25 protein-coding genes are annotated in these 23,129 nt (G+C 60.6%); 12 read left to right on the plus strand and 13 right to left on the minus strand.

The features are described from left to right. Positions 1-163 precede the first annotated feature (163 nt). From PAF17_RS10730 to PAF17_RS10750, 5 genes are all read left to right on the plus strand, one after another. Complete coding sequence (locus PAF17_RS10730; RefSeq protein WP_271889099.1) at positions 164-796, plus strand: ATP-dependent Clp protease proteolytic subunit; 633 nt, start codon at positions 164-166, stop codon at positions 794-796. A gap of 149 nt (positions 797-945) precedes the next feature. Beyond that, positions 946-2,211 (plus strand): ATP-dependent Clp protease ATP-binding subunit ClpX, encoded by a 1,266-nt coding sequence (gene clpX / locus PAF17_RS10735; protein ID WP_271889100.1) that lies wholly within the window; start codon positions 946-948, stop codon positions 2,209-2,211. A gap of 161 nt (positions 2,212-2,372) precedes the next feature. Further along, on the plus strand, positions 2,373-2,747 hold the full coding sequence (locus tag PAF17_RS10740) for an NADH:ubiquinone oxidoreductase subunit NDUFA12 (RefSeq protein WP_271889101.1): 375 nt from the start codon (positions 2,373-2,375) through the stop codon (positions 2,745-2,747). Continuing rightward, complete coding sequence (mlaD, locus tag PAF17_RS10745; protein ID WP_271889102.1) at positions 2,748-3,212, plus strand: outer membrane lipid asymmetry maintenance protein MlaD; 465 nt, start codon at positions 2,748-2,750, stop codon at positions 3,210-3,212. Next, complete coding sequence (locus tag PAF17_RS10750; protein ID WP_271889103.1) at positions 3,209-3,565, plus strand: DUF2155 domain-containing protein; 357 nt, start codon at positions 3,209-3,211, stop codon at positions 3,563-3,565. The genes mlaD and PAF17_RS10750 overlap by 4 nt, the downstream gene beginning before the upstream one ends. Here PAF17_RS10750 and aat read toward each other — a convergent pair. The 6 genes from aat to hisA all read right to left on the minus strand — a co-directional run bounded on the left by aat (position 3,532) and on the right by hisA (position 8,114). Then, a complete protein-coding gene (aat, locus tag PAF17_RS10755; RefSeq protein WP_271889104.1) occupies positions 3,532-4,161 on the minus strand; it encodes a leucyl/phenylalanyl-tRNA--protein transferase in 630 nt (209 codons plus the stop codon). The genes PAF17_RS10750 and aat overlap by 34 nt on opposite strands. Before the next feature lie 9 nt (positions 4,162-4,170). Continuing rightward, positions 4,171-5,517, minus strand: a complete 1,347-nt coding sequence (accC, locus tag PAF17_RS10760; protein ID WP_271889105.1) for an acetyl-CoA carboxylase biotin carboxylase subunit — start codon at positions 5,515-5,517, stop codon at positions 4,171-4,173. 7 nt (positions 5,518-5,524) lie between these two features. Continuing rightward, positions 5,525-6,043, minus strand: a complete 519-nt coding sequence (accB, locus tag PAF17_RS10765; RefSeq protein WP_271889106.1) for an acetyl-CoA carboxylase biotin carboxyl carrier protein — start codon at positions 6,041-6,043, stop codon at positions 5,525-5,527. Between the two features lie 169 nt (positions 6,044-6,212). Further along, positions 6,213-6,536, minus strand: a complete 324-nt coding sequence (locus PAF17_RS10770; protein ID WP_271889107.1) for a phosphoribosyl-ATP diphosphatase — start codon at positions 6,534-6,536, stop codon at positions 6,213-6,215. Then, complete coding sequence (hisF, locus tag PAF17_RS10775; RefSeq protein ID WP_271889108.1) at positions 6,533-7,294, minus strand: imidazole glycerol phosphate synthase subunit HisF; 762 nt, start codon at positions 7,292-7,294, stop codon at positions 6,533-6,535. The genes PAF17_RS10770 and hisF overlap by 4 nt, the downstream gene beginning before the upstream one ends. 103 nt (positions 7,295-7,397) lie before the next feature. After that, the gene (gene hisA / locus PAF17_RS10780; RefSeq protein WP_271889204.1) at positions 7,398-8,114 is read right to left on the minus strand and encodes a 1-(5-phosphoribosyl)-5-[(5-phosphoribosylamino)methylideneamino]imidazole-4-carboxamide isomerase; all 717 of its coding nucleotides are present in this window, start codon (positions 8,112-8,114) and stop codon (positions 7,398-7,400) included. A 140-nt stretch (positions 8,115-8,254) separates the two neighbouring features. On the opposite strand from hisA, the gene PAF17_RS10785 reads away from it, so the two are divergent. Further along, positions 8,255-8,641 carry a DUF2147 domain-containing protein gene (locus PAF17_RS10785; protein WP_271889109.1) on the plus strand — a complete coding sequence of 129 codons (387 nt, stop codon included), beginning with the start codon at positions 8,255-8,257 and terminating at the stop codon, positions 8,639-8,641. 51 nt (positions 8,642-8,692) lie between these two features. On the opposite strand, the gene PAF17_RS10790 is transcribed toward PAF17_RS10785, so the two are convergent. The 3 genes from PAF17_RS10790 to PAF17_RS10800 all read right to left on the minus strand — a co-directional run bounded on the left by PAF17_RS10790 (position 8,693) and on the right by PAF17_RS10800 (position 12,159). Next, the gene (locus PAF17_RS10790; RefSeq protein WP_271889110.1) at positions 8,693-9,859 is read right to left on the minus strand and encodes an NAD-dependent epimerase/dehydratase family protein; all 1,167 of its coding nucleotides are present in this window, start codon (positions 9,857-9,859) and stop codon (positions 8,693-8,695) included. 108 nt (positions 9,860-9,967) lie between these two features. After that, entirely contained in the window at positions 9,968-10,633 is a 666-nt protein-coding gene (locus PAF17_RS10795) for an ABC transporter ATP-binding protein (protein ID WP_271889111.1), read from the minus strand. Continuing rightward, positions 10,630-12,159, minus strand: a complete 1,530-nt coding sequence (locus tag PAF17_RS10800; protein ID WP_271889112.1) for a hypothetical protein — start codon at positions 12,157-12,159, stop codon at positions 10,630-10,632. The genes PAF17_RS10795 and PAF17_RS10800 overlap by 4 nt, the downstream gene beginning before the upstream one ends. Before the next feature lie 135 nt (positions 12,160-12,294). On the opposite strand from PAF17_RS10800, the gene PAF17_RS10805 reads away from it, so the two are divergent. Then, on the plus strand, positions 12,295-13,140 hold the full coding sequence (locus PAF17_RS10805; protein WP_271889113.1) for an ABC transporter permease: 846 nt from the start codon (positions 12,295-12,297) through the stop codon (positions 13,138-13,140). Here PAF17_RS10805 and choV read toward each other — a convergent pair. The 3 genes from choV to choX form a co-directional block, all read right to left on the minus strand. Then, positions 13,137-14,156 carry a choline ABC transporter ATP-binding protein gene (gene choV / locus PAF17_RS10810; RefSeq protein ID WP_271889114.1) on the minus strand — a complete coding sequence of 340 codons (1,020 nt, stop codon included), beginning with the start codon at positions 14,154-14,156 and terminating at the stop codon, positions 13,137-13,139. The two genes, PAF17_RS10805 and choV, sit on opposite strands and share 4 nt — an antisense overlap. Continuing rightward, positions 14,153-15,001, minus strand: a complete 849-nt coding sequence (gene choW / locus PAF17_RS10815; protein WP_271889115.1) for a choline ABC transporter permease subunit — start codon at positions 14,999-15,001, stop codon at positions 14,153-14,155. Before choW ends, choV begins: the two co-directional genes overlap by 4 nt. 109 nt (positions 15,002-15,110) lie before the next feature. Then, positions 15,111-16,055: a choline ABC transporter substrate-binding protein gene (gene choX / locus PAF17_RS10820; RefSeq protein WP_271889116.1), complete on the minus strand. Its 945-nt coding sequence runs from the start codon at positions 16,053-16,055 to the stop codon at positions 15,111-15,113. An 87-nt stretch (positions 16,056-16,142) separates the two neighbouring features. On the opposite strand from choX, the gene betI reads away from it, so the two are divergent. The 3 genes from betI to betA are packed head-to-tail and all read left to right on the plus strand — an operon-like array spanning position 16,143 to position 19,787. Beyond that, positions 16,143-16,709, plus strand: coding sequence for a transcriptional regulator BetI (betI, locus tag PAF17_RS10825; protein ID WP_271889117.1), 567 nt, complete (start codon positions 16,143-16,145; stop codon positions 16,707-16,709). A 2-nt stretch (positions 16,710-16,711) separates the two neighbouring features. Further along, positions 16,712-18,151, plus strand: a complete 1,440-nt coding sequence (betB, locus tag PAF17_RS10830; protein ID WP_271889205.1) for a betaine-aldehyde dehydrogenase — start codon at positions 16,712-16,714, stop codon at positions 18,149-18,151. 34 nt (positions 18,152-18,185) lie between these two features. Beyond that, on the plus strand, positions 18,186-19,787 hold the full coding sequence (gene betA, locus PAF17_RS10835; protein WP_271889118.1) for a choline dehydrogenase: 1,602 nt from the start codon (positions 18,186-18,188) through the stop codon (positions 19,785-19,787). Between the two features lie 43 nt (positions 19,788-19,830). Here betA and PAF17_RS10840 read toward each other — a convergent pair whose 3' ends face one another. Then, positions 19,831-20,571 carry a DsbA family protein gene (locus tag PAF17_RS10840; RefSeq protein ID WP_271889119.1) on the minus strand — a complete coding sequence of 247 codons (741 nt, stop codon included), beginning with the start codon at positions 20,569-20,571 and terminating at the stop codon, positions 19,831-19,833. A 154-nt stretch (positions 20,572-20,725) separates the two neighbouring features. Between PAF17_RS10840 and PAF17_RS10845 the strand changes: the two genes are divergently transcribed. Beyond that, positions 20,726-21,859 (plus strand): pyridoxal phosphate-dependent aminotransferase, encoded by a 1,134-nt coding sequence (locus PAF17_RS10845; RefSeq protein ID WP_271889120.1) that lies wholly within the window; start codon positions 20,726-20,728, stop codon positions 21,857-21,859. Further along, a complete protein-coding gene (locus tag PAF17_RS10850) occupies positions 21,856-23,061 on the plus strand; it encodes an N-acetylmuramoyl-L-alanine amidase (protein ID WP_271889121.1) in 1,206 nt (401 codons plus the stop codon). The genes PAF17_RS10845 and PAF17_RS10850 overlap by 4 nt, the downstream gene beginning before the upstream one ends. The last annotated feature ends 68 nt before the right edge of the window (positions 23,062-23,129 follow it).

Consider the following 23,129-nt stretch of genomic DNA (forward strand, 5'->3'; position numbering starts at 1 on the left):
GTCTCCTGCGTTGAATAAATGGACTGGCATTCGTCGAATTGCGTTCCATCCCTTGCGGCGGACCTTGCCGGTTACTAAGACTCTGTCAAGGTTTCGCGGCTAAGACAGGGTTAGAAGCCCGGACGAATCGCGGGAACAGGGACTATACAGGCAAGGACAGAAGATGAGCGATCCGGCAGAATTCTACATGAACACCCTCGTTCCCATGGTGGTCGAACAGACCTCGCGCGGGGAACGGGCCTATGACATCTTCTCGCGCCTGCTGAAAGAACGGATCATTTTCGTTTCCGGCCCTGTCCATGACGGCATGTCGACGCTGATCTGTGCGCAGCTGCTGTTCCTGGAGGCGGAAAATCCGAACAAGGACATCAGCATGTATATCAACAGCCCCGGCGGTGTCGTTACCTCGGGCCTGTCGATCTATGACACGATGCAGTATATCCGTCCGCGTGTTTCCACACTGGTCGTGGGGCAGGCGGCGTCGATGGGGTCGCTTCTGCTGGCTGCCGGTGAACCGGGGCTGCGTTATTCGTTGCCCAACAGCCGCGTCATGGTGCATCAACCCTCGGGCGGGTTCCAGGGGCAGGCAACGGATATCCTGATCCATGCCCGTGAAACCGAAAAGCTGAAGCGCCGCCTGAACGAGATCTATGTCTCGCATACCGGGAAGTCGCTGGAAGAGGTCGAAGAGGCTTTGGAGCGTGACCGCTTCATGTCGCCCGAAGAAGCCAAGGAATGGGGCCTGATCGACGAGGTGGTCGAGCCGCGTGGCAAGGCCGATCCGGAAAAGAAATAGCCCTGTTGGGGATTGTGACCCGCGCGGGTCATCCTTAACATGGCGTGAAACGTTCAGCACCCATGTGTTGACATGAACAAGTGGCGATGCGGCGCACGCCTGTATCGCCCGCCATCCGCGATGGATGGTGGCAAGTAAGGAAGTGGACGATGGCAAACCAGTCCGGCGGTGACAGCAAGAACACGCTCTACTGCAGCTTCTGCGGCAAGAGCCAGCATGAAGTCCGCAAGCTGATCGCGGGGCCAACCGTGTTCATCTGCGACGAATGTGTCGAGCTGTGCATGGACATTATCCGCGAGGAAACCAAATCGACCGGCCTGAAATCCGGCGAAGGGGTGCCCACGCCCAAGGAAATCTGTGGCGTCCTGGATGATTACGTGATCGGTCAGGAACACGCCAAGCGCGTTCTGTCGGTGGCTGTTCACAACCATTACAAACGGCTGAACCATGGCGCGAAAGGGGATATCGAACTTGCCAAGTCCAATATCCTGCTGATCGGCCCGACGGGTTGCGGCAAGACGCTGCTGGCCCAGACGCTGGCGCGCATTCTGGATGTGCCCTTCACCATGGCCGACGCGACCACGCTGACCGAGGCGGGCTATGTCGGCGAGGATGTCGAGAACATCATCCTGAAGCTTTTGCAGGCCAGCGAATACAATGTCGAACGTGCGCAGCGCGGCATCGTCTATATCGATGAAGTCGACAAGATCACGCGCAAGTCGGACAATCCCTCGATCACCCGTGACGTCTCGGGTGAAGGTGTTCAACAGGCATTGCTGAAGATCATGGAAGGCACCGTTGCCAGCGTACCGCCGCAGGGCGGGCGCAAGCATCCGCAGCAGGAATTCCTGCAGGTCGACACCACCAATATCCTGTTCATCTGTGGCGGTGCCTTCGCGGGCCTTGATCGCATCATTTCGCAGCGCAACAAGGGCACTGCGATGGGCTTTGGCGCTTCGGTCAAGGAAAACGATGACCGTGGCGTGGGTGAGCTGTTCAAGGAACTGGAACCCGAAGATCTGTTGAAATTCGGCCTGATCCCCGAATTTGTCGGCCGTCTTCCGGTTATCGCCACATTGACGGATCTTGACGAAGAGGCGCTGATCATCATTCTGACCAAGCCGAAAAACGCGCTGGTCAAGCAATATCAGCGCCTGTTCGATCTGGAAGACGTGCAACTGACCTTCACCGACGACGCGCTGAGTGCCATCGCCAAGCGGGCAATCGAACGCAAGACCGGCGCACGCGGGTTGCGCTCGATCATGGAGGATATCCTGCTGGATACCATGTTCGATCTGCCCGGTATGGAAAGCGTCGAAGAAGTGGTGGTCAATGAAGACGCCGTTGAAAATGCTCAGGTGAAGCCATTGTTGATCCATGCGGATCAAAAGAAAGAAAGCGCCTCCGCGGGGTGATCCCGTGGTGCCTGTCTGTGCTGAATCGGGGGCCATTGGCCCCCGTCTTCATATTCGCGGCATGGGGGTGCAGGATCGGTTGGTCCGCAATTGCAAAGGCTGGACCTTCGCGTCTGTTTGGGCCATATCTCGGACACAGCTGAATGAAGGGATTGGCGTTCATGTCGTTTCTGCTACGCGCTTTGACCTGGTGGAACAGCCAGACGATCAACACGCAATTCTGGACCTGGCGCAACGGCACCAAGGTCGGAGAGGATTCCGACGGCAACGTTTTCTACCAGACCAAGGACGGAAAACGTCGCTGGGTCATCTATAAGGGCGAGGCCGAGGCCAGCCGGGTCAGCCCAGAATGGCATGGCTGGCTGCACCACACATGGGCCGAACCCCCGACCAAGTTGCCCTTGCCGCGCAAGTCCTGGGAAGAACCTCATGAACCCAACATGACCGGCACGCCCGAGGCATATCATCCGGATGGGTCCTTGTATCGCGCCGAACCCTCGGCGCGGCGTGACTATGATGCGTGGCAGCCTGAATAAATGACCACCAATGCCGAGCAGCGCGCGGAACTGATCGCCGGCGCCGCAGTTCTTGCGGTGGCCGCGTCGTTTCTGATCTGGGCGCTTGGTGACGACGCATTTTCCGGGCGCGGGTATGAGGTCACGGCGTCTTTCCCTGATGTGGATGGAATTGAGGTCGGCACCGAAATCCGTATGGCCGGCGTTTCGCTTGGCAGGGTCTCTGATGTCCGCCTGAATCCCCAGACATATATGGCCGACACCGTTCTGACGCTGCCCGATGACGTGGTGTTGCCCGCAGATAGCGCGGCCATCATTCAATCCGACGGTTTGCTGGGTGGCGCGTATATTCAGATTCAACCGGGCGGCAGCCCAGACAATCTGGCGGCGGGCGATGAGATCGAAGATGTCCAAGGCGCGGTCAGCTTGCTGCAATTGATGATGAAATTCATCGACAGCCAATCATCGGATGAGGGGGCGGAATGATCCGGACTTTGCTGCTGGCGCTGGTCATGGCATCGACGGTGCCCGCGATGGCACAGGATGTGGCGCGCGGGCAGGGCGCGTTGTTACGTGGTCTGGACAAGGTGTCCGGGCGCACCACCGACATGCAGTTGCAGATCGGCGAAGAAACGCGCTTTGGCCGGTTGCAGGTTCGCCTGGGCGAATGCCGTTACCCGGCCGGGAATCCCAGTGCCGATGCCTATGCCCAATTGACCATCAGCGACCTGTCGCAGAATGTGACCCTGTTCAGCGGCTGGATGATCGCCAGCTCGCCGGCGCTGTCAGCGCTGGACGATGCGCGCTATGATGTCTGGGTGATTTCCTGCCAAAGCTGATCATTATCGGGCAGGCCGTGTGCAGTAAAGTCGGCACGAACCGTGATGGCGGCATCCAATCTGCGCAGATATTGCATGCGCGTGATCTCGATACCGCCCATACGCGCCAGATGCGGTGTCAGGAATTGTGTGTCAAATAGCTGGTATCCGCATCGCGCCAGGTGGTTCGACAGCCAGAGCAGCGCCATCTTGGACCCGTTCTTGCGCGCCGACATCATCGATTCGCCAAAAAACGCCGCGCCGAGGGTGACGCCGAAGATACCGCCGGCAAAAACTCCGTCCTGGTAGATATCAAGGGCGTGGGCGTGCCCTTGTTCATGAAGCTGGTGGTAAAGATCGGTTAGCGGTTCATTGATCCAGGTCTCGTCGCGATTGGCGCAGGCGGCCACCGTTGCGCCGAAATCGCCGTCAATCCTGGCTGACCAGGGCCCCTTGCGCAGATCGCGCAGCAGCGAACGCGAGGCATGGACGCCGCCGATGGGCAGGATGCCCCGCATCGGCGGATCGAACCAATAGAGGCGCGGATCTCCCGCGCTCTCGGCCATTGGAAAAACCCCTCGCGCATAACCTCTGAGCAGTTGCGCAGCCGTCAGCATTCTGTCCGATCAGCCGAAATTCTGATCCAGCCAGCGTTCCAGCCAGTGGATCGAATAGTTGCCCGACTGGATATCCGCTTCCTGCAGCAATGCGCTGAACAACGGAGCTGTCGTATCGACACCATCGACGATCAGCTCACCCAGGGCGCGATCCAGGCGGGCCAGCGCCTCTTGGCGATCACGTCCGTGGACGATCAGTTTTCCGATCAGGCTGTCATAATAGGGCGGGATCGAATAGCCCTGATACAGCGCCGAATCGATACGCACGCCCAACCCGCCCGGTGCATGATACTGGGTGATCTTGCCGGGGCAGGGGCTGAAGGTTGGTACCTTTTCCGCGTTGATGCGGACCTCGATGGCGTGGCCAAGGATGGATAGCTTGTCCTGTTCGAACTCCATCTCTTCACCCGCTGCGACGCGAATTTGCTGACGCACGAGGTCGACCCCGAAAATGGCCTCGGTCACGGGATGTTCGACCTGAAGCCGCGTGTTCATTTCGATGAAGTAGAACTCGCCGTCTTCGAACAGGAATTCGATCGTGCCGGCACCCGCATAGCCGATCTTGCCGACAGCATCGGCACAGACCTTGCCGATATGGGCGCGCTGTTCTTCGGTGATGATCGGGCCGGGTGCCTCTTCCAGAACCTTTTGGTGGCGGCGCTGAAGCGAACAGTCGCGTTCACCCAGATGCACGGCGCGGCCCTTGCCGTCGCCAAAGACCTGAATTTCGATATGGCGGGGGCGCTGCAGGTATTTTTCGATATAGACATCGGGGTTTCCGAACGCTGCCTTTGCTTCGGCGCGGGCCGTGCGGAAGGCGACTTCCAGACCGGCTTCGTCCTTGGCGACCTTCATGCCGCGACCGCCACCGCCGGCCGTCGCCTTGATGATGACGGGATAGCCGATATCCGATGAGATTTTCTTGGCCTGTTCGACGTCATCGACGCCGCCATCGCTGCCGGGAACGCAAGGCACGCCAAGCGCCTTCATCGTGTCCTTGGCGGTGATCTTGTCACCCATGATGCGGATATGTTCGGCGCGGGGACCGATGAAGGTGATGCCGTGATCTTCCAGCATCTGCACGAAACCGGCGTTTTCCGACAGGAAGCCATAGCCGGGATGGATGGCCTGTGCGCCGGTGATTTCACAGGCAGAGATGATGGCAGGCATCGACAGATAGCTGCTGCCTGACGGGGGCGGGCCGATGCAGACCGATTCGTCGGCCATGCGGACATGCATTGCGTCCGCATCTGCCGTTGAATGGACCGCGACCGAGGCAATGCCCATTTCGCGGCAGGCGCGAATCACCCGCAGCGCGATTTCACCGCGATTGGCGATCAGGATCTTGTCGAACATGCCGGCCTCACTCGACGATCATCAGCGGGGCGCCGAATTCGACCGGGTTGCCGTCATCGACCAGAATCCGCTTCACGGTGCCAGATTTGGGTGCCGGAATGTGGTTCATGGTTTTCATGGCTTCCACGATCAGCAGGGTTTCACCCTCGGCCACCGTTTGCCCGACCTGGACGAATGCGGGGGCGCCGGGTTCGGGTGACAGATAGGCCGTGCCCACCATGGGCGAGGTGACTGCGCCGGGCAGGCTTGCGGGGTCTTCATTGTTGTCGCTTGCGGCGGGGGCAGCGGGTGCCGGGGCGGCGGGCGCTGCCACCGGGGCGGGGGCGCTTGGCGCATATGCCGGTTGCGCTGCAATCGCGACCTGTTTGCCCTGTTTGGACAGGCTGACGGTCAGGCGGTCATGTTCGCCATATTCGCGTTTGACCGAGATTTCATTCAGTTCGCTTGCGTTCAACAACTCGGCCAGCGACTGGATGAAGGCCACGTCGCCTTCGTGATGCTTGCCGTTATGGGATTCGTTGCTCATGCCGTCCTCTGCCGTGTTCTGATGCCGCGCTTGTCAAATTTCGTGCGGGAATTATGCCGCTTATAGCCTTGGATGACCAATAAGGGGAAGGGATTCGCCGTAAACCATACTTGCCTTGTCGGCAAGCGTTGACCTGATGGTCATGCCAGGCCGCCCCATGGTTGAATACTCAGGGTGTTTGTTCGCGCGCAGCCTTTTCGGCAATGCCCGACACGCCTTCGCGTCGTTCCAGTTCATCTGTGACATCCTGCAAGGTGATGTCGCGCGCCGCAAGCATCACCAGCAGGTGAAACATGACATCGGCGGCTTCGGAGGTCAGCCTTGCGCGGTCACCCTTGACCGCTTCGATGACGGCTTCGATGGCTTCCTCGCCGAATTTCTCAGCACATTTTTCCGGTCCGCGCGCCAGCAGCCGGGCAGTCCAGCTGCCGTCAGGATCAGCGGATTTGCGTGCCTCGACCGTTGCGGCCAACCGGTTCAATGCGTCACTCATGTCAGCCTCATGGGGATACCTGCAGCGGCCATATGCGCCTTGGCTTCGGCAATGCTGTAGGTGCCGAAATGGAATATCGACGCGGCCAGAACGGCGCTGGCATGGCCTTCGGTCACGCCTTCGACCAGATGATCCAGCGTGCCGACGCCACCTGATGCGATGACCGGCACCGAGACGGCATCCGAAACCGCGCGATTGAGCGGCAGGTTAAAGCCGCTGCGGGTGCCGTCGCGATCCATGCTGGTCAACAGGATCTCGCCGGCGCCCTTGGCTTCGACGGTCCGGGCGAATTCGATTGCGTCGATGCCGGTGGGCTTGCGGCCACCATGGGTGAAGATCTCCCATTTTCCGGGGGCGGTTGTCTTGGCATCTATGGCCACGACGATGCATTGGCTGCCAAACCGATCTGCCGCGGCGGCAACAACATCAGGGTCGGCGACCGCTGCGGAATTGAAACTGACCTTGTCTGCGCCCGCCAACAGCAATGCGCGGACATCCTCGTGGCTGCGCACGCCGCCGCCGACGGTCAGGGGAACAAAGCATTGTTCGGCGGTGCGGGTGACCAGATCGAACATCGTGCCGCGGTTCTCATGCGTGGCGTGGATGTCCAGAAAACAGATCTCGTCGGCCCCGGCGGCATCATAGGCGCGTGCGATCTCTACCGGGTCGCCGGCATCGACAAGATCGACAAAGTTGACGCCTTTGACCACGCGGCCATCTGCGACATCCATGCAGGGAATGATCCGGGTTTTCAACATATCATGTTCCTAGCGCGGCTGGCCGGGGGTGGAAAGGGGGCAAAGCCCCCCACGAACCCAGTCCCCTTCGATGGGGGACGGGGTTCGTTCCGTCCCTGCCTGGTTATTTCAACGCGTTCAACGCCTCGGCCAGATCGATGGCGCCATCGTAAAGGGCGCGGCCCGATATCGCTCCGGCGATGACACGGGTACCGGCCAGCGCACGAAGATCGCCCATCGATGAAACTCCGCCCGAGGCGATGACCGGTATGCTGACTGCCCGCGCAAGCGCCTCTGTGGCCGGGATGTTCGGCCCTTGCATCGCGCCATCACGTTCGATGTCGGTATAGATGATTGCCGCAACGCCGGCATCTTCGAACTGACGCGCAAGATCTGTGGCATTCACATTCGTTTCCGTCGCCCAGCCGCGGGTTGCCACGCGGCCCTGCCGCGCATCGATCCCCACGGCGATGCGACCGGGAAACGCTGCGGCGGCTTCGTGGACCAATGCCGGGTTTTCGACGGCAACCGTGCCCAGGATCACCCGTGTCAATCCACGGCTCAGCCAGTTCTCGATTGTGGCCATGTCGCGAATGCCACCACCCAGCTGGGCCGGAATGTCAACAGCACCCAGAATGGCTTCCACCGCCCCGGCATTCACCGGCTTTCCTTCGAATGCGCCGTTCAGATCCACCAGGTGCAGCCATTCCGCCCCGGCATCCTGAAATGCACGCGCCTGGGCGGCGGGGTCACTGCCGAATACCGTCGCGGCATCCATGTCTCCGCGCAGCAGCCTGACGCAGTTGCCATCCTTGAGGTCGATTGCGGGATAAAGGATCATGTTCAGTCTCTTGATCATAAGGTTCCTGTTCCTTTGCCAGTTTGGACGGCAAAGGGAAAGGGTGCGACCTCACGTCAGGCTTGCCTTGGTGCCCCCGGACACAGCAGGCTGCGCTCATGGCATCCTGAGGAGGAGGGATCATGAAACAACTTGTCATTGCGGCGGTGCTCGTTTTGGGCGCAACGGTCGCCAATGCGGACCCGATCGAAGGCATCTGGCAGACGCAGCCCGATGAAGGCGCGTTCGCCCATGTCGATATAGGCCCCTGCGGAAACGCCTATTGCGGTGTGATCACCAGGACTTTCAAGGGCAAGTCCGAGTATCAATCGCCCAATATCGGCCGCCAGATCGTGATCGATATGGCTCCGACCGGTGGCGGAAGCTATCAGGGCAAGGTGCTGCGCCCGGCCAATGACAAGATCTACAAGGGCAAGGCCAGCGTGTCGGGCGACCGGATGAGCCTGTCGGGCTGTGTCGCGGGCGGGCTGATCTGCAAAAGCCAGACCTGGGCCAAGGTCGGTCCATAGCGTCTGCGGCCCGCGCGGGGCAACACCGCACGGGCCAGAGGAGGTGGGCGATCAGGAATCGCGCCGCCATTGCGATGCGCAGGGGATCTTGGCGCGATCACAACGGTCGGCATATTTGCGCGCGATTTCCTGCACTTCGGCCAACAGGCCGTCCGCCAGCTTGATCGGTTCCAACCCCAGACCAAGGAAACGGTCATTGGCCACGTGCAGGTCGTTCTCATCCGCTTCGTTGCGCGGATTCTTCAGATGCGCGATTTCAACGCCGGTTTGATCCGCGATCATCCTGGCCAGATCCCGCACGCGATGGGTTTCCGTCATCTGGTTCAGAATGCTGACCCGGTCGCCCTGTGCCGGCGGATTGGTCACGGCCAGTTCGATACAGCGGCAGGTGTCCTGAATGTGGATGAACGCGCGGGTCTGTCCGCCAGTCCCGTGCACGGTCAGCGGATAATCCACCGCGGCCTGCATCAGAAAGCGGTTCAGCACCGTGCCGTAATCGCCGTCATAGTCGAAACGGTTGATCAGCCGGTCATCCATGCGCGTTTCTTCGGTCTGGGTGCCCCAGACGATACCCTGATGCAGATCGGTGATCCTGACGCCGTCATTCTTGTTGTAGTAAAAGAAGAACAGCTGATCCTGGGTCTTGGTCATGTGATAGATGCTGCCCGGATTGGCGGGATACAGGATCTCTTGCTGGCTTGGGCCGTTCGAGGTGTCGACCGTCACCTGCAGATAACCCTCGGGGATCTTCATGCCTGCGGTGCCGTAGCCATAGACGCCCATTGTTCCCAGATGCACCAGGTGAATGTCTTGCCCGCTTTCCACGATCGCGGCCAGCACGTCATTGGTCGCGTTCAGGTTGTTGCTGACGGTATAGCGTTTGTGCCAGCTGGATTTCATGGAATAGGGGGCTGCGCGTTGTTCGGCGAAATGGATCACGGTGTCGGGCTTTTCCTGCTGCAACAATGTCAGCAGGCGGTGGTAATGTTCACCGACCGTAAAGTTTTCCACGCGAATATCGTGACCGGTCAGTTCCTTCCACGCGCGCACCCGTTCACCCAGCGGGCGGATCGGGGTCAGGCTGCTGACCTCGAGTTCAACATCGATTTTGCGACGGGACAGGTTGTCCACGATGATGACGTCGTGACCGCGCGCCGAAAGGTGCAACGCGGTGGGCCAGCCGCAAAATCCGTCTCCGCCCAGAACGATGATCTTCATGTCGTTGCCTTCGTTACAAGTCTTGACGATCGCTTGTAAAACGGCGGCAAGGGGGACGCCAACCCGTGAAACAACTTTGCCATGTGGTTGTTACAATTGGCCGGCCGGTCAGGATTTGGCGCGTTCCATATTGTCCAGATGCACCTCGATGGCGTCATTGATGTCGTGAAAATAGCTGAGCTTGCCGCCTTCCAGAACGGCGCCTGCGTCACAATTCTTGCGCAGCATGTTCATGGAATGCGACACGACAAGGGCGCCGGCATTTGCCATGCGCGCGTTGAAGACCCGGTTGGATTTCGCCTTGAAGGCGGCATCGCCAACGGCAGAGACCTCATCGACCAGATAGGTGTCAAAGGGAACCGCCATCGAAACGCCGAAAGCCAGCCGCGACCGCATCCCCGATGAATAGGTGCGCAGTGGCAAATAGAAATGTTGGCCCAGTTCCGCGAAATCCTCGACGAAATCGCGCATTTCGGTGCTGTCCACACCATAGACGCGGGCGATGAACCGGGTGTTTTGCTCGCCGGTCAGTTCGCCGTTGAATGACCCCGCAAAGCCCACCGGCCAACTGATCGATCCGGTTGACAGGATTTGCCCCGAAGTCGGCAGCATCGCCCCCGAGATCATCCGCAGCAGCGAGGACTTGCCCGCGCCGTTTCTTCCCAGCAGCGCGACCGACACGCCGGTAGGAAAGGTGGCCGTGATGTTGTCGGCGATCCGCTTGTGGCGGCCGTCCATGGTATAGATCTTGGTCAGGTTCTGTAGCCGGATCATCGACGGTCGCGCAGGCTGTAGAAGATCAGCACACCCAGGATCCAGATCAACATCAGGAAACCGCCGATGATCAGCATCAGCCGGCTGCGCTGGGGGTATTCTGCTTCCTGGGCGAGGGTGGGTTTCACATAGGCCGCCAGATAGCGCGACTGTCTTGCAGCATCCGCCTTGGCCGTGTCGAAGGATGCCAGAGCGGCGGTATAGGTGCGCTCGGCGAATTCGCGGTCAACCGACAGGGTTTCATATTGACCGACCAGCTCTGACAGAACCTCGCCCCCCGAGGTTTCAGAGCCGAATTTTTGCCGCTCGGCGCGGATCTGTTCGCGGATCACCTCGATGCGCAGCTCGGTCTGTTCGATGCGGGGGTCGTTGGGCTGGGCATTGGCCTGCAGCAACCCCAGGGAAACAAGCTGTTCGGCAAGCTGTTGCTGCAACGAAGATACCACGCCGATCTGGCCCTGCACATCGGCTGAAGGGTCGACCAGCTGATGGCGGTTGCGGAATTCGGTCACGGCCTGGCGCGCCGCCTTCAGCCGCCCTAGCGCGGAATCCAGCTCGTCGCGGGCATAGCGTAGGGCGTCTTCCCGGGCGATGTCGTTCAACTGGTTGATGACCAGCGTGCTTTCATCGAGGATCGCCTGGGCGATATTCTGGGCGTCATTGGGGTCAAATGCCTGCACGCGCAGGTCGATCATGCCGTTGTCATAATAGACTTTGACCTTGCGTTCCCATTCGGACAACAGATCTTCCAGAGAGTCCTTGCCTGTAAAGCGGAAAATCGGATCATTGGGTGCCTTGGACCAGATTTCGCGCAGGCCCAGCTTTTGGTCGACGCGATCGACAAGGTCGCGGCTCTGGATGAACTTGTACAGGATGTCGGTGTCGCTGCTGGAGCTGCTGGTCATCCCGACAAGCGAAGATGTCAGGCCGCCCAGAATGTCCGAGGAACTTGGTCCGGCCTCGCTGCGCACGGCAAAGCCGACGAACGAGGCATATTGATCGGCCGCGCGGTTATAAAGATACCAGCCGCTGATCGCGATGGGCAGGATCACGATCAGGCACAGACTGACCAGAATGCCGACATGCCGGCGCTCGATGGTGGCGGGACGGGCAGGGGGCAGAACGGGTGGTTGAGGGCGCGCAAGGCGCTTGGCTTCGCGTTCGGCCTGCCGTTCGCGCACCTTCTTGCGGCGTTCCTCTGCTGCGCCGCCCCCGGCCTTGCCTCGGCCTTTTCCGCGCCCTTGTCCCTGGCCTTTCTTTCCGCGCCCGCGCGGCCCCTTGTTTTCGTCGCTTTCGGTCGCGTCATCGGGGGGGGATGGGGTGGTGGGTTCCGATGCCTTTTCCGGTCCTGCCGTGACGGCATGGCCCGTCTGTTCGGTTTGGGCCTGTTCGGGTTCGGTTGGGTCAGTTGCCGGTACCGACATGGGGGCACGGCTTAGAAAGCCAGGTCTCCGGGGCGCAGCCGCCTCGTTGTCGGGGGTGTCGGGCGAAACATCCGTGCCGGTGGCTTTGTCATGGGCGGACATGCGCGTGAACTCCGGCCTGTCAGTTGATCTGTCGTCGGTTCTCATACATAAAGCAGCCCGACAGTTCCAGCGTCCTTTCCTGACAGGCCCGTTCCTGACAGGGTTGTGACAGAAAAGGGCGGCAGAGCAGCCAAGATGTCCGGCATTACATTTCCATCCATGAAAAAAACCGCCCCGGAAAAGGGGAAACCCCGTCTGCGGCCGGTGCACAAACAGCGCCGCTTTGCCAGTCTCAGGTCGATCGGGGCACTTGTGCTGCGCGAAATGGCGACCAGTTACGGGCGATCTCCGGGCGGGTATTTCTGGGCGGTCGCCGAGCCGGTCGGCGGGATCATGATGTTGACACTGATCTTTTCATTGGGGTTCCGCACACCTGCACTGGGGACCAATTTCGCCATCTTCTATGCGACTGGCGTGGTTCCCTTCGTCGCGTATAATAATATCGCCAACAAGGTTGCCAATTCGATCAGGCAATCGAAATCATTGCTGGCCTATCCGGCGGTCACCTTCATGGATGCGATGCTGGCCAAGGTGTTCTTCAATGTCGTCACCCAATTGTTGGTGGCCTATATCGTGTTCACCTTCATCATGGTTACGCAGGATACCAGGACCGATCCCCAGATTCTGGGCATCGCGCTGTCGTTCCTGATGGCCTTTACCATCGCGATCGGCGTGGGGGCGGTGAACTGTTTTCTGTTCAGCGCTTTTCCGTGGTGGCAACAGGTCTGGTCGATCATTACGCGGCCGCTGTTCTTGCTGTCCTGCATCTTTTTCGTTTTCGACAATGTGCCGGATATCGTCAAACCCTATCTCTGGTTCAATCCGCTGGTCCATGTGGTCGGGCAAATGCGCAAGTCGTTCTATACGTCCTATCAGGGCGAATACGTGACGCCCGTCTATGTCTTTTCGTTGGGCCTGATCCTGATGGTGATCGGTATCGCCTTGTTGCAGCGATACCATCGTGACCTTCTGAACAGCTAGCCGCGCGGGTCGATCAGGCGGGCCAGCACTGCGTCACGGGTGATCCGGCCGCCGCCCTGCACGGCAATCGCGTTTTGTCCGGCCAGCAATTCCATGACCTCGCGCACCGGCATGTCGGCGGGCACCGCCTCGCCCTGCGCTTCGCCGGGTTGTGCGACATCGGCCGCCGTCAGCACGCCAAGCGGGTTCATATGGGCCACAAAATCGGCCACGTAATCATTGACCGGGCTGGCAATGATCTCGCGCGCGGTGCCGATCTGAACGATCCGCCCGCCTTCCATCAGGGCGATGCGGTTGCCCAGCTTGAAGGCCTCGTCGAGGTCGTGGCTGACAAAAATGATCGTGCGACGGGTTTTTTCCTGCAATTCCAGCAATTCATCCTGAAGCCGCGCGCGGATCAGGGGGTCCAGGGCGCTGAACGGCTCGTCCATCAACAGGATCGGAGCCTGCGTCGCAAAGGCCCGGGCCAGTCCGACGCGCTGCTGCATGCCGCCCGACAATTCGCCCACCTTGCGCTCGGCCCATTCGTCAAGGCCGACGGTTTCCAGCTGTTGATCGACCTGCGCCTTGCGTTCGCGCGGCGAAAGCCCGGCCAGTTCCAGCCCGAGTCCGACATTCTCGCGCACCGTGCGCCAGGGCAGCAGGCCGAATTGCTGGAAGACCATTGCGACATGGCGCAGCCGGATGTCGCGCAGGGTTTTCTTGTCGGTGCCGGTCACGGGGATCATCTTGTCGCCATCCCAGACGCGTACCTCGCCGCGGCAGACATCGTTCAGCGCGTTGACAGCGCGCAGCAAGGTGGATTTCCCCGAACCTGACAGCCCCATCAGAACAAGAATCTCGCCCTGTTTCACATCGACGCTGCAATCATGCACGCCCAGCACCTGACCGGTTTCTTCCTTGATCTGGCCGCGCTCCTGACCCTCGTCCATCAAGGGCAGCGCCTCGTCGGGGGAATCCCCGAAAACGATGCTTACATTGTCGAATTCAACGGCGTTCGGCGTGGTGTCGCTCATTTCCGGCCCTCCATGCGCAGCATACGGTCAAGCAAGATGGCCACGACAACGATGACGAAGCCCGATTCGAATCCCAGGGCGGTGTTGACGCTGTTCAGGGCGCGCACCACCGGGACACCCAGGCCCGACGCACCCACCAGCGCAGCGATCACGACCATCGACAGCGACAGCATGATTGTCTGGTTCAGGCCCGCCATGATCTGGGGCAACGCACTTGGCAGTTCGACCTTCCATAGCAATTGCCGGGGGGTGGCGCCAAAGGCGCGGGCGGCCTCGATCAGAGGTTGCGGGGTCGAGGCAACCCCAAGCTGGGTCAGCCTGATGGGGGCGGGAAGCACAAAGATCACCGTGGCCAGCAGGCCCGGCACCATGCCGATCCCGAAAAACACGATCGCGGGAATCAGGTAGACAAAGGTCGGCAGGGTCTGCATCAGGTCCAGAACCGGGCGCATCCAGGCATATAGGCGCGGTCTGTGCGCAGCGGCGATCCCGATGGGAACGCCAATGGCCATGCAGACGATACAGGCGGCCAGAACCAGCGTCAGCGATTGCAGCGTTTCTTCCCAATAGCCCTGGTTCAGAACAAAGAGCAGGCCCACGATCATCAGCAGGCAGGGCTGCCATCGGCGTTGCAGCGCCCAGGTCAGCGCAGCCGCAAGAATGATGAAGACGAAAGGGTGCGGAAATTCCAGCGCGGCCAGAATCTGTCCGATAAGCCAGTCCATCGCCGTCGAGATGCTGTTGAACAGCACGGCGGCATTCGTGTTCAGCCAATCGAACAGCGCCTTTGCTGTCTTGCCGACGGGGATCTTGTTGTCGGTCACGATTGCGGTCAGCTGTTCCATACGTCTTCCCTGTTAACGCTAGGTCACGCAGCTTTGAGAAAGGCTGCGTGACATTTCTAGTTTCGACGGGTGTGCCGGGGCCCGGACAGCCCCGGAAATGCGGCCGGGATCAGCCGTTCAATGCCGCGCCAAGCGCGGCCTGGGCGTCATTGCCGTCCACAGTGGTGACCCCGTCAAGCCAGGGCGTCGCCGCATCCGGATTGTCGGCCAGCCAGGCCTTGGCGGCGTCCATGGGATCTTCGCCATCGTTCAGGATCTTGCCCATGACCTCGTTTTCCATCGCCAGCGTGAATTCGAGGTTCTTCAGGAAGGTTCCGACATTGCTGCATTCGTCGACATAGCCGGTGCGGGTGTTGGTACGCACCTCGGCGCCGCCAAGGTCGGGGCCGAAGATGTCATCGCCGCCGGTCAGGTAGGTCATGTCGAACTGGGCGTTCATCGGATGGGGTTCCCAGCCAAGGAACACGACCGGCTTGTCCGAATTGCCCGCGCGTGAAACCTGAGCCAACATGCCCTGTTCGCTGGATTCGACAATTTCAAAGGTGCCAAGGCCGAATTTGTCCTCGGCCACCATTTCCAGCAACAGGCGGTTGCCGTCATTGCCCGGCTCGATGCCGTAGATCTTGCCGTCGAGGGCGTCCTTGTGCTCGGTGATCTTGGCGAAATCATCGATTCCAAGATCTGCGCCTGCCTTGTTCGTGGCCAATGTGTATTTCGCGCCGGTCAGATTGGTGCGCACGGTGTCGACGGTGCCCGCATCGGTATAAGGACCGATATCCGCCTGCATGGTCGGCATCCAGTTGCCCAGAAAGACATCGACATCATCCGTGGACATCGCCGTATAGGTGACCGGCACTGAAAGGATCTTGGTTTCCGTATCATAGCCAAGCGCCTGCAGCACGGTCGAGGCCAGCGCAGTGGTGGCCGTGATGTCGGTCCAGCCCACATCCGAAAAGACCACGGTGCGACATTGATCGGGTTCGGCTGCCAGGGTGGCAGTGCCTGTCAGGGCGGTTGTCAGCGCAAAGGCGGAGGCAATGCGAGAAAGGGTCATGGCGGGCTCCCTGTTATTGATTGACCAGTCAATTAAAGATCGGTTACAGTCAAAAAGCAACCGAAAACTCCGACAGCAGGTGTGCAGATGCCGAAACTTGGGGCAGAGCCTATCCGAAAAGCCGCGTTAATCAACGCAACCATCTCCGAGGTGGGGCGGGCAGGATCGCTGGACGTGACCGTCGCGCAGATCGCGCGTGCGGCGGGGATGTCGCCTGCGCTGGCGCATCACTATTTCGGTTCCAAGGAGCAGATATTCCTGGCTGCGATGCGCCATATCCTGTCGGTTTACGGACGTTCTGTTCGATCATCCCTGCCCAGGAACGATGCCCGCGCACGGCTGAATGCGATCGCACGTGCCAATTTCGCCCCCGAGAATTTTCAGCGCGAGATCATCAGCGCCTGGGTTAATTTCTATGCGCTGGCGCTGATCAACCGCCAGGCGGCGCGGCTGTTGAAGATCTATCATCGACGCCTGCGTTCGAACCTGATCTCGACACTGCGGCCGCTGACCGATCATCCCGTTCGCACCGCTGAAACCCTGGGCGCGCTGATTGACGGTGTGTATCTGCGCGCCGTTCTGACACCGGGTCCCGTCGACAGTGACGCGGCCTTGACCACCATCACGGAATATATCGAGGAGGCGCTCGCATGAGCCTGAACGCCCAACCCGCCGCCAGTTTGTTCATCAACGGCCGTCCCGTCGAAGGCGAAGGTGATGCACTGTCCGTGCGCTATCCCTTTACCGGCGAAGAAATCGCCGCTTTGCGCGAAGCGTCTCTGGAACAGGTCGCGCTTGCCTGTCAGGTCGCCGCCGATGCCCAGCCCGAATGGGCAGCCATGGCCCCCGTCGATCGCGGGCGTGTTCTGACCCGCGCCGCCGCCATCATTCGCGAACGAAACGAGGAACTGTCGCGTCTTGAAACCCTGGATACCGGCAAGCCGATTCAGGAAACCCTGATTGCCGACTGGGAATCAGGCGCACAAGCGTTGGAGTTTTTCGGAGGCCTGGCCGCAACGCTTACCGGGCAGATGATCCCGTTGGGGCAGGACTGGGCCTATACCCGGCGCGAAGCTCTGGGCGTCTGCGCGGGGATCGGGGCATGGAATTATCCCAGCCAGATCGCCTGCTGGAAGGCTGCGCCAGCTCTGGTCATGGGCAATGCGATGGTGTTCAAACCCTCGGAAGAGACCCCGTTGGGGGCACTGAAACTGGCCGAGATCCTGATCGAAGCGGGGCTACCTGCCGGTGTCTTCAATGTCGTTCAGGGAAGGGGCGGCGTCGGGGCTGCGCTGACCACCGATGCAAATGTGGACAAGGTGTCGCTGACCGGGTCCGTGCCGACCGGTCGCAAGGTCTATGCCGCAGCAGCCGAGGGGATGCGGCACGTCACCATGGAGTTGGGCGGGAAATCGCCGCTGATCGTGTTTGACGACGCGAATCTGGAAAATGCCGTCAGCGCCGCGATCAACGCGAATTTCTATTCCTCGGGGCAGATCTGCTCGAATGGCACGCGGGTTTTCCTGCAGGAAGGTATCCGCGAACGGTTCCTTGACCGTCTGGCCGAACGGGTTCGCAACGTGCGCATGGGCGATCCGCTGGATCCCGAAACCCAGCATGGCCCCATTGTCAGCCCGATACAGGCGGACAAGATTCGCGCCGCGATCCAGGCCGGGCAAGAAGCCGGGGCCAGCCTTCTTTGTGGGGGCGGCGGTGAAGGAGCGTTTATCCCGCCGACGGTCTTTGTGGATGCCACGGATGACATGAGCATCACTCGTGACGAGATATTCGGACCGGTGATGACCACGCTGGCCTTCTATGACGAAGATGAGGTCGTGCGCCGCGCCAATGACACCGGGTTCGGTCTGGCGGCCGGCGTATTCACCCAGGATCTGACACGCGCGCATCGGGTCATTTCCCGTCTGCAGGCAGGCACCTGCTGGATCAACACCTATAACCTGACGCCGGTCGAGATGCCATTCGGCGGCGTCAAGATGTCCGGTCTGGGCCGCGAAAACTCGGCGGCGGCCATCGAACATTATTCACAACTGAAATCGGTCTATGTCGGCATGGGCGACGTCGAGGCGCCCTACTGAGCCGATCCAACCTTTGCATGAGGGTATCATTGGCATGAGCCAGTCAGATTATGTCATTGTCGGCGCAGGCAGCGCGGGATGTGCGCTGGCCTATCGGCTGACCGAGGCGGGCAGGACCGTCACCCTGATCGAATTCGGGGGAAGCGATATCGGGATCTTTATCCAGATGCCCGGTGCGCTGTCTTATCCGATGAACATGCCGCGATATGATTGGGGTTTTTCCTCGGAACCGGAACAGCATCTGGGCGGGCGCAATCTGGCTACGCCCCGCGGCAAGGTTCTGGGCGGGTCGTCATCGATCAACGGCATGGTGTTCGTGCGCGGCAACCCCAAGGATTTCGATCACTGGGCAGAATCCGGCGCGGATGGCTGGGCCTTCGGGGATGTGCTGCCCTATTTCAAGCGCATGGAAACCTGGCATGGCGGCAGTTCGCCCCTGCGCGGGACCGATGGCCCGCTTCATATCACGCGCGGCAAGCGCAAGAACCCGTTGTTCAATGCCTTCATCGAGGCCGGACAGCAGGCCGGCTGGCCCCATACGCCTGATTATAATGGCGAAAACCAGGAAGGCTTTGGCCCGATGGAGGCCACGATCTGGAAGGGGCGGCGTTGGTCCACGGCCAATGCCTATCTGCGTCCGGCGCGCAAATCGGGCAAGCTGACCGTGGTCAGGGCGCTGGCGCGCAAGGTGTTGTTTGACGGCAAGCGGGCCTATGGCGTCGAGATCGACCGCAAGGGCCGCATCGAACAGGTCACGGCGGGCAAAGAGGTGATCCTGTCGGCAAGTTCGATCAATACCCCCAAATTGCTGATGTTGTCGGGGGTGGGGCCGGCCGATCATCTGCGCGAACATGGCATCGCGCCGCTGGTGGATCGGCCGGGGGTCGGGGCGAACCTGCAGGATCATCTCGAGATCTATATGCAGTATAAATCGCTCAGGCCGGTCAGCCTGTATACTTATTACAACCTGCTGGGCAAAAGCCGGGTCGGCGTCGAATGGCTGTTGCAGAAAACCGGGCTTGGGGCATCGAACCAGTTTGAAAGCTGCGGGTTCATCCGGTCGGGCGATGATATCGAATATCCTGATATCCAGTATCATTTCCTGCCCCTGGCCGTGCGGTATGATGGCAAGGCCGCCGCACAGGGACATGGGTTCCAGGCCCATGTCGGCCCCATGCGGTCAAAGTCGCGGGGAACGGTGCGGCTGAACTCCGCGGATCCGGTTCAGGCACCGCGCATTCACTTTAACTACATGTCGCATGAGGATGATTGGAAAGAATTTCGTGCTTGTGTCAGGCTGACGCGCCAGATCTTCGATCAACCCGCGTTCAAGGAATATCGGGGCGAGGAAATTCAACCCGGTGATGATATTCAAAGTGACGCGCAGATCGACGCCTTTATTCGTGAACATGCGGAATCGGCCTATCATCCCTGCGGGACGGCGCGCATGGGGCGCGCTGATGATCCGCAGGCGGCGGTCGATCCGCAATTGCGCGTCATCGGTGTCGAAGGGTTGCGGGTGGTCGACAGCTCGGTTTTCCCGCGCATCACCAATGGCAACCTGAATGGCCCTTCGATCATGGTCGGCGAAAAGGGCGCCGATCATATTCTGGGCCGTATCGCCGGATCGCGATAAGGGTGGCAGGCGTCGCCGGTGGCGCGCCTGCCTTTCGGCGTCACTACCCCTTGCTGGCGCGGATCTGTTCGACGGTCTGTGTCAGCCCGGCCTGCGGCACGCCGCGCAGCAATTCATCACCAATCACGAATGTTGGCGTGCCCATGATCGCCATGCGTTCGGCCAGCTGATGGTTCTGGCGCAAGACATCATCGACCGACGCCGTGTTCATCGTGTTCACCACCTCGTCGGGATCGACGCCGATCTTGTCCGCGACTTTCTTCAGTGATTCCAGCGTTGCGGCACTGCGCAGCGTGATCAGTTCGTCATGGGCCTTCATATAGGCGTCGTCGCCGGCGATCTGCTTGACCGCAACAGCAAAGCGCGCCGACATGTCGCTATCCTGACCGAGAATGGGGAATTCCTTGATGATCAGGCGGATATTGCCGTCATTCTTGACCAGTTCATGCACTTCGTCGTTAAAGCGGCGACAGACGCCGCAGCGATAATCGATGAACTCGACGATGGTCAGGTCGCCCTCGGGATTGCCGCCGACCCAGCTGTAGCCATCATCGAACAAATCCTGTTGGTTCGCGGCGACAAGCTGTTGGTCATTCTGCACCGCCTCGGCCGCGCGGCGTTCTTCAAGCACGTTGATCGATTCGACCAGCACCTCGGGATTGGCCATCAGATATTCGCGCACGGCTTCGCCAAAGGCGGTTTTTTCGCTGTCGGACATTGCCGAAAGGTCAAAAGACAGGGCGGGTGTTGCGGTCAGCAGCAGCGCAGCGATCAGGCGTTTCATGGAATTCCTCTGTATATGTCCAGCGCAGCTTGGCCGTATGGGCCGCAGATGGCAAGAAAGCCCGGCACACGGCTGCGTGATAAGGCCAAAAGGCTAGAGCCGGGGCGCATGTCGCGCTATGACAGCAGACAAAACAAGATCTGAGGCAAGAGCAATGCGACAATCCGCCCGCGGACAGGTTGACCCTTTCATCGTCATGGATGTGATGGAGGCAGCGGCGCGCGCCGAAGCCACAGGACGCCATATCATCCACATGGAGGTCGGACAGCCCGGAACCCCGGCACCGCTTGGCGCGCGCAATGCCTTGGCACGCGCGCTTGAACAACCTTTGGGCTATACTGGCGCATTGGGATTGCCGCGACTGCGCCAGGGTATCGCGGGACTGTATCGGCGCTGGTACGGAGTCGATCTGGACCCGGCCCGTGTTGTCGTCACACCCGGCAGCAGCGGTGCCTTTCTTCTGGCGTTTGCGACATTGTTCGATGCGGGCGACCGCGTGGCAATGGGGTTTCCCGGCTATCCCAGCTATCGCCAGATATTGCGGGCAATGTCCTTGCAACCGATCGGAATCCAGACCCGCCCCGAGGATCGCTATCAGCCCCGCCCGGACAAGCTGCCCGACGCCGAAGGGCTGATCCTGGCATCGCCGGGCAATCCTTCGGGGACGGTGCTGCGCCTTGACGAGATGCAGGCCCTTACGGATGCGGCTTGGGGCAAGGGGATGGCGGTGATTTCCGACGAGATCTATCACGGGCTGTCATATGGTCAGCGGTGCCATAGCGCGCTTGAGGCGACCGACGAGGTGTTCGTTGTCAATTCCTTCAGCAAGTATTTCTCGATGACAGGGTGGCGCGTGGGCTGGATGGTCGTGCCGGAAACCCATTTGCGTACCGTCGAGCGGCTGGCGCAGAACATGTTCATCTGCCCGCCTCATGCAAGCCAGGTTGCAGCATTGGCGGCGCTGGATTGCATCGACGAGACCGAACAGAACCTGCAGGTCTATGCGCGGAACCGGCAATTGATGCTGGACGGCTTGCCCAAGGCCGGGTTCACCCGCATCGCGCCGCCCGAAGGGGCGTTCTATATCTATGCCGATATTTCGGATCTGACGGATGATTCATTGGCCTTTGCGGGTGAAATTCTTGAAAAGGCCGGGGTCGCGGTGACGCCCGGTCTGGATTTCGACCCCGATCGTGGCGCCCGCACCCTGCGGTTTTCCTATGCGCGTTCGACGGAAGATATCGTCGAAGGACTGCGCCGCCTGACGGAGTTCATGGCATCGCGATGAGATGGATTGCCCTGTGCCTTGTGCTGATATGGCTGCCATTTGCGGTGGTGGCGCAGGATGTGGCACGTCTGGATCCGGGCGGTTCGGGTCTGGTCCAGACGGGGCGCGGCTGGTGGGGGCGGTCCGCGCCGCTGGAACTGACGCTGGGGTTGACGCAGGCAGTGCCATACCGGGTGTATATCGTCGCAGACCCCGCGCGGTTGATCGTTGACCTGAAAGGGGTCGAGTTTCCCGATATGACCGGCACTGATCTGGCCGGGGCGGATCTTGTGCCGGCGATCCGATGGGGGCGTTATCGCCGCGGGTGGTCGCGCATCGTGATCGAGCTGCCGGGGCCGTATCGGATCGAAAAGGCGGGGCAACGGACCGCGGATTCCCGGCCTGCGATTACCGTGGCGCTGGATCCGGTCAGCGAGGCCGATTTCGCGCCCCGGGCCAGCGCGGCGACCGCGTTGCGAAATTTGCCGAACCCTGCCGAACTGACTGCACCGCCCGAGGATTCCAGTCTGGTCGTCGCGCTTGATCCGGGGCATGGCGGTTTCGATCCGGGGGCCGAGGCGGGGGGCGAAAAGGAATCCGATCTGGTTCTGGAATTCGCACAGGAATTGCGCACCGCGTTGGAGGCACGTGGTGTTCAGGTCATCATGACGCGGGATGCGGATGTCTTCGTGCGCCTTGAAGATCGCATGACCATCGCGCGCAAAGGGGGCGCTGATCTGTTCCTGTCGCTGCATGCGGATGCCTTGCCCGAAGGGCAGGCGGCGGGCGCGACCGTGTATCTGTGGAATTCACGGTCGAACCGGCGCGCCGCCCACCAGCTGGCGCTGCGCCATGACCGCGACGATCTGTTGGCGGGGCAGGATCTGGAGGGTCAGGATGATGCGTTGACATCGGTTCTGATGGATTTCGCGCGCACCGATACCCAGCCCCGATCCGAGAATTTCGCACGTTTCCTGACCTCGCGGTTGGCATTGATGGGGATTGGCTTGCATGGACGTCCGGTGCAGACGGCGTCGTTTTCGGTGCTTAAGTCGCCGGATATTCCGTCGGCCCTGCTGGAACTGGGCTTCATTTCGGATGATGGCGACCGTGCCAATCTGGTTGATCCGCGCTGGCGGACCCGCATGGTGGATGTGATCGCGCAATCCGTTACCGGTTGGGCCCGCGACGAGGCTGCGCGCAAGGGCATGTTGCGACGCTGAACGGGCCACCTGATTCAGTGTTGTTTTGACCCCCGGCATGGCCATCGCTATAGACGGGGCAAGTGATT

The organism is Paracoccus onchidii, assembly GCF_028294535.1.
GTDB lineage: Bacteria > Pseudomonadota > Alphaproteobacteria > Rhodobacterales > Rhodobacteraceae > Paracoccus > Paracoccus onchidii.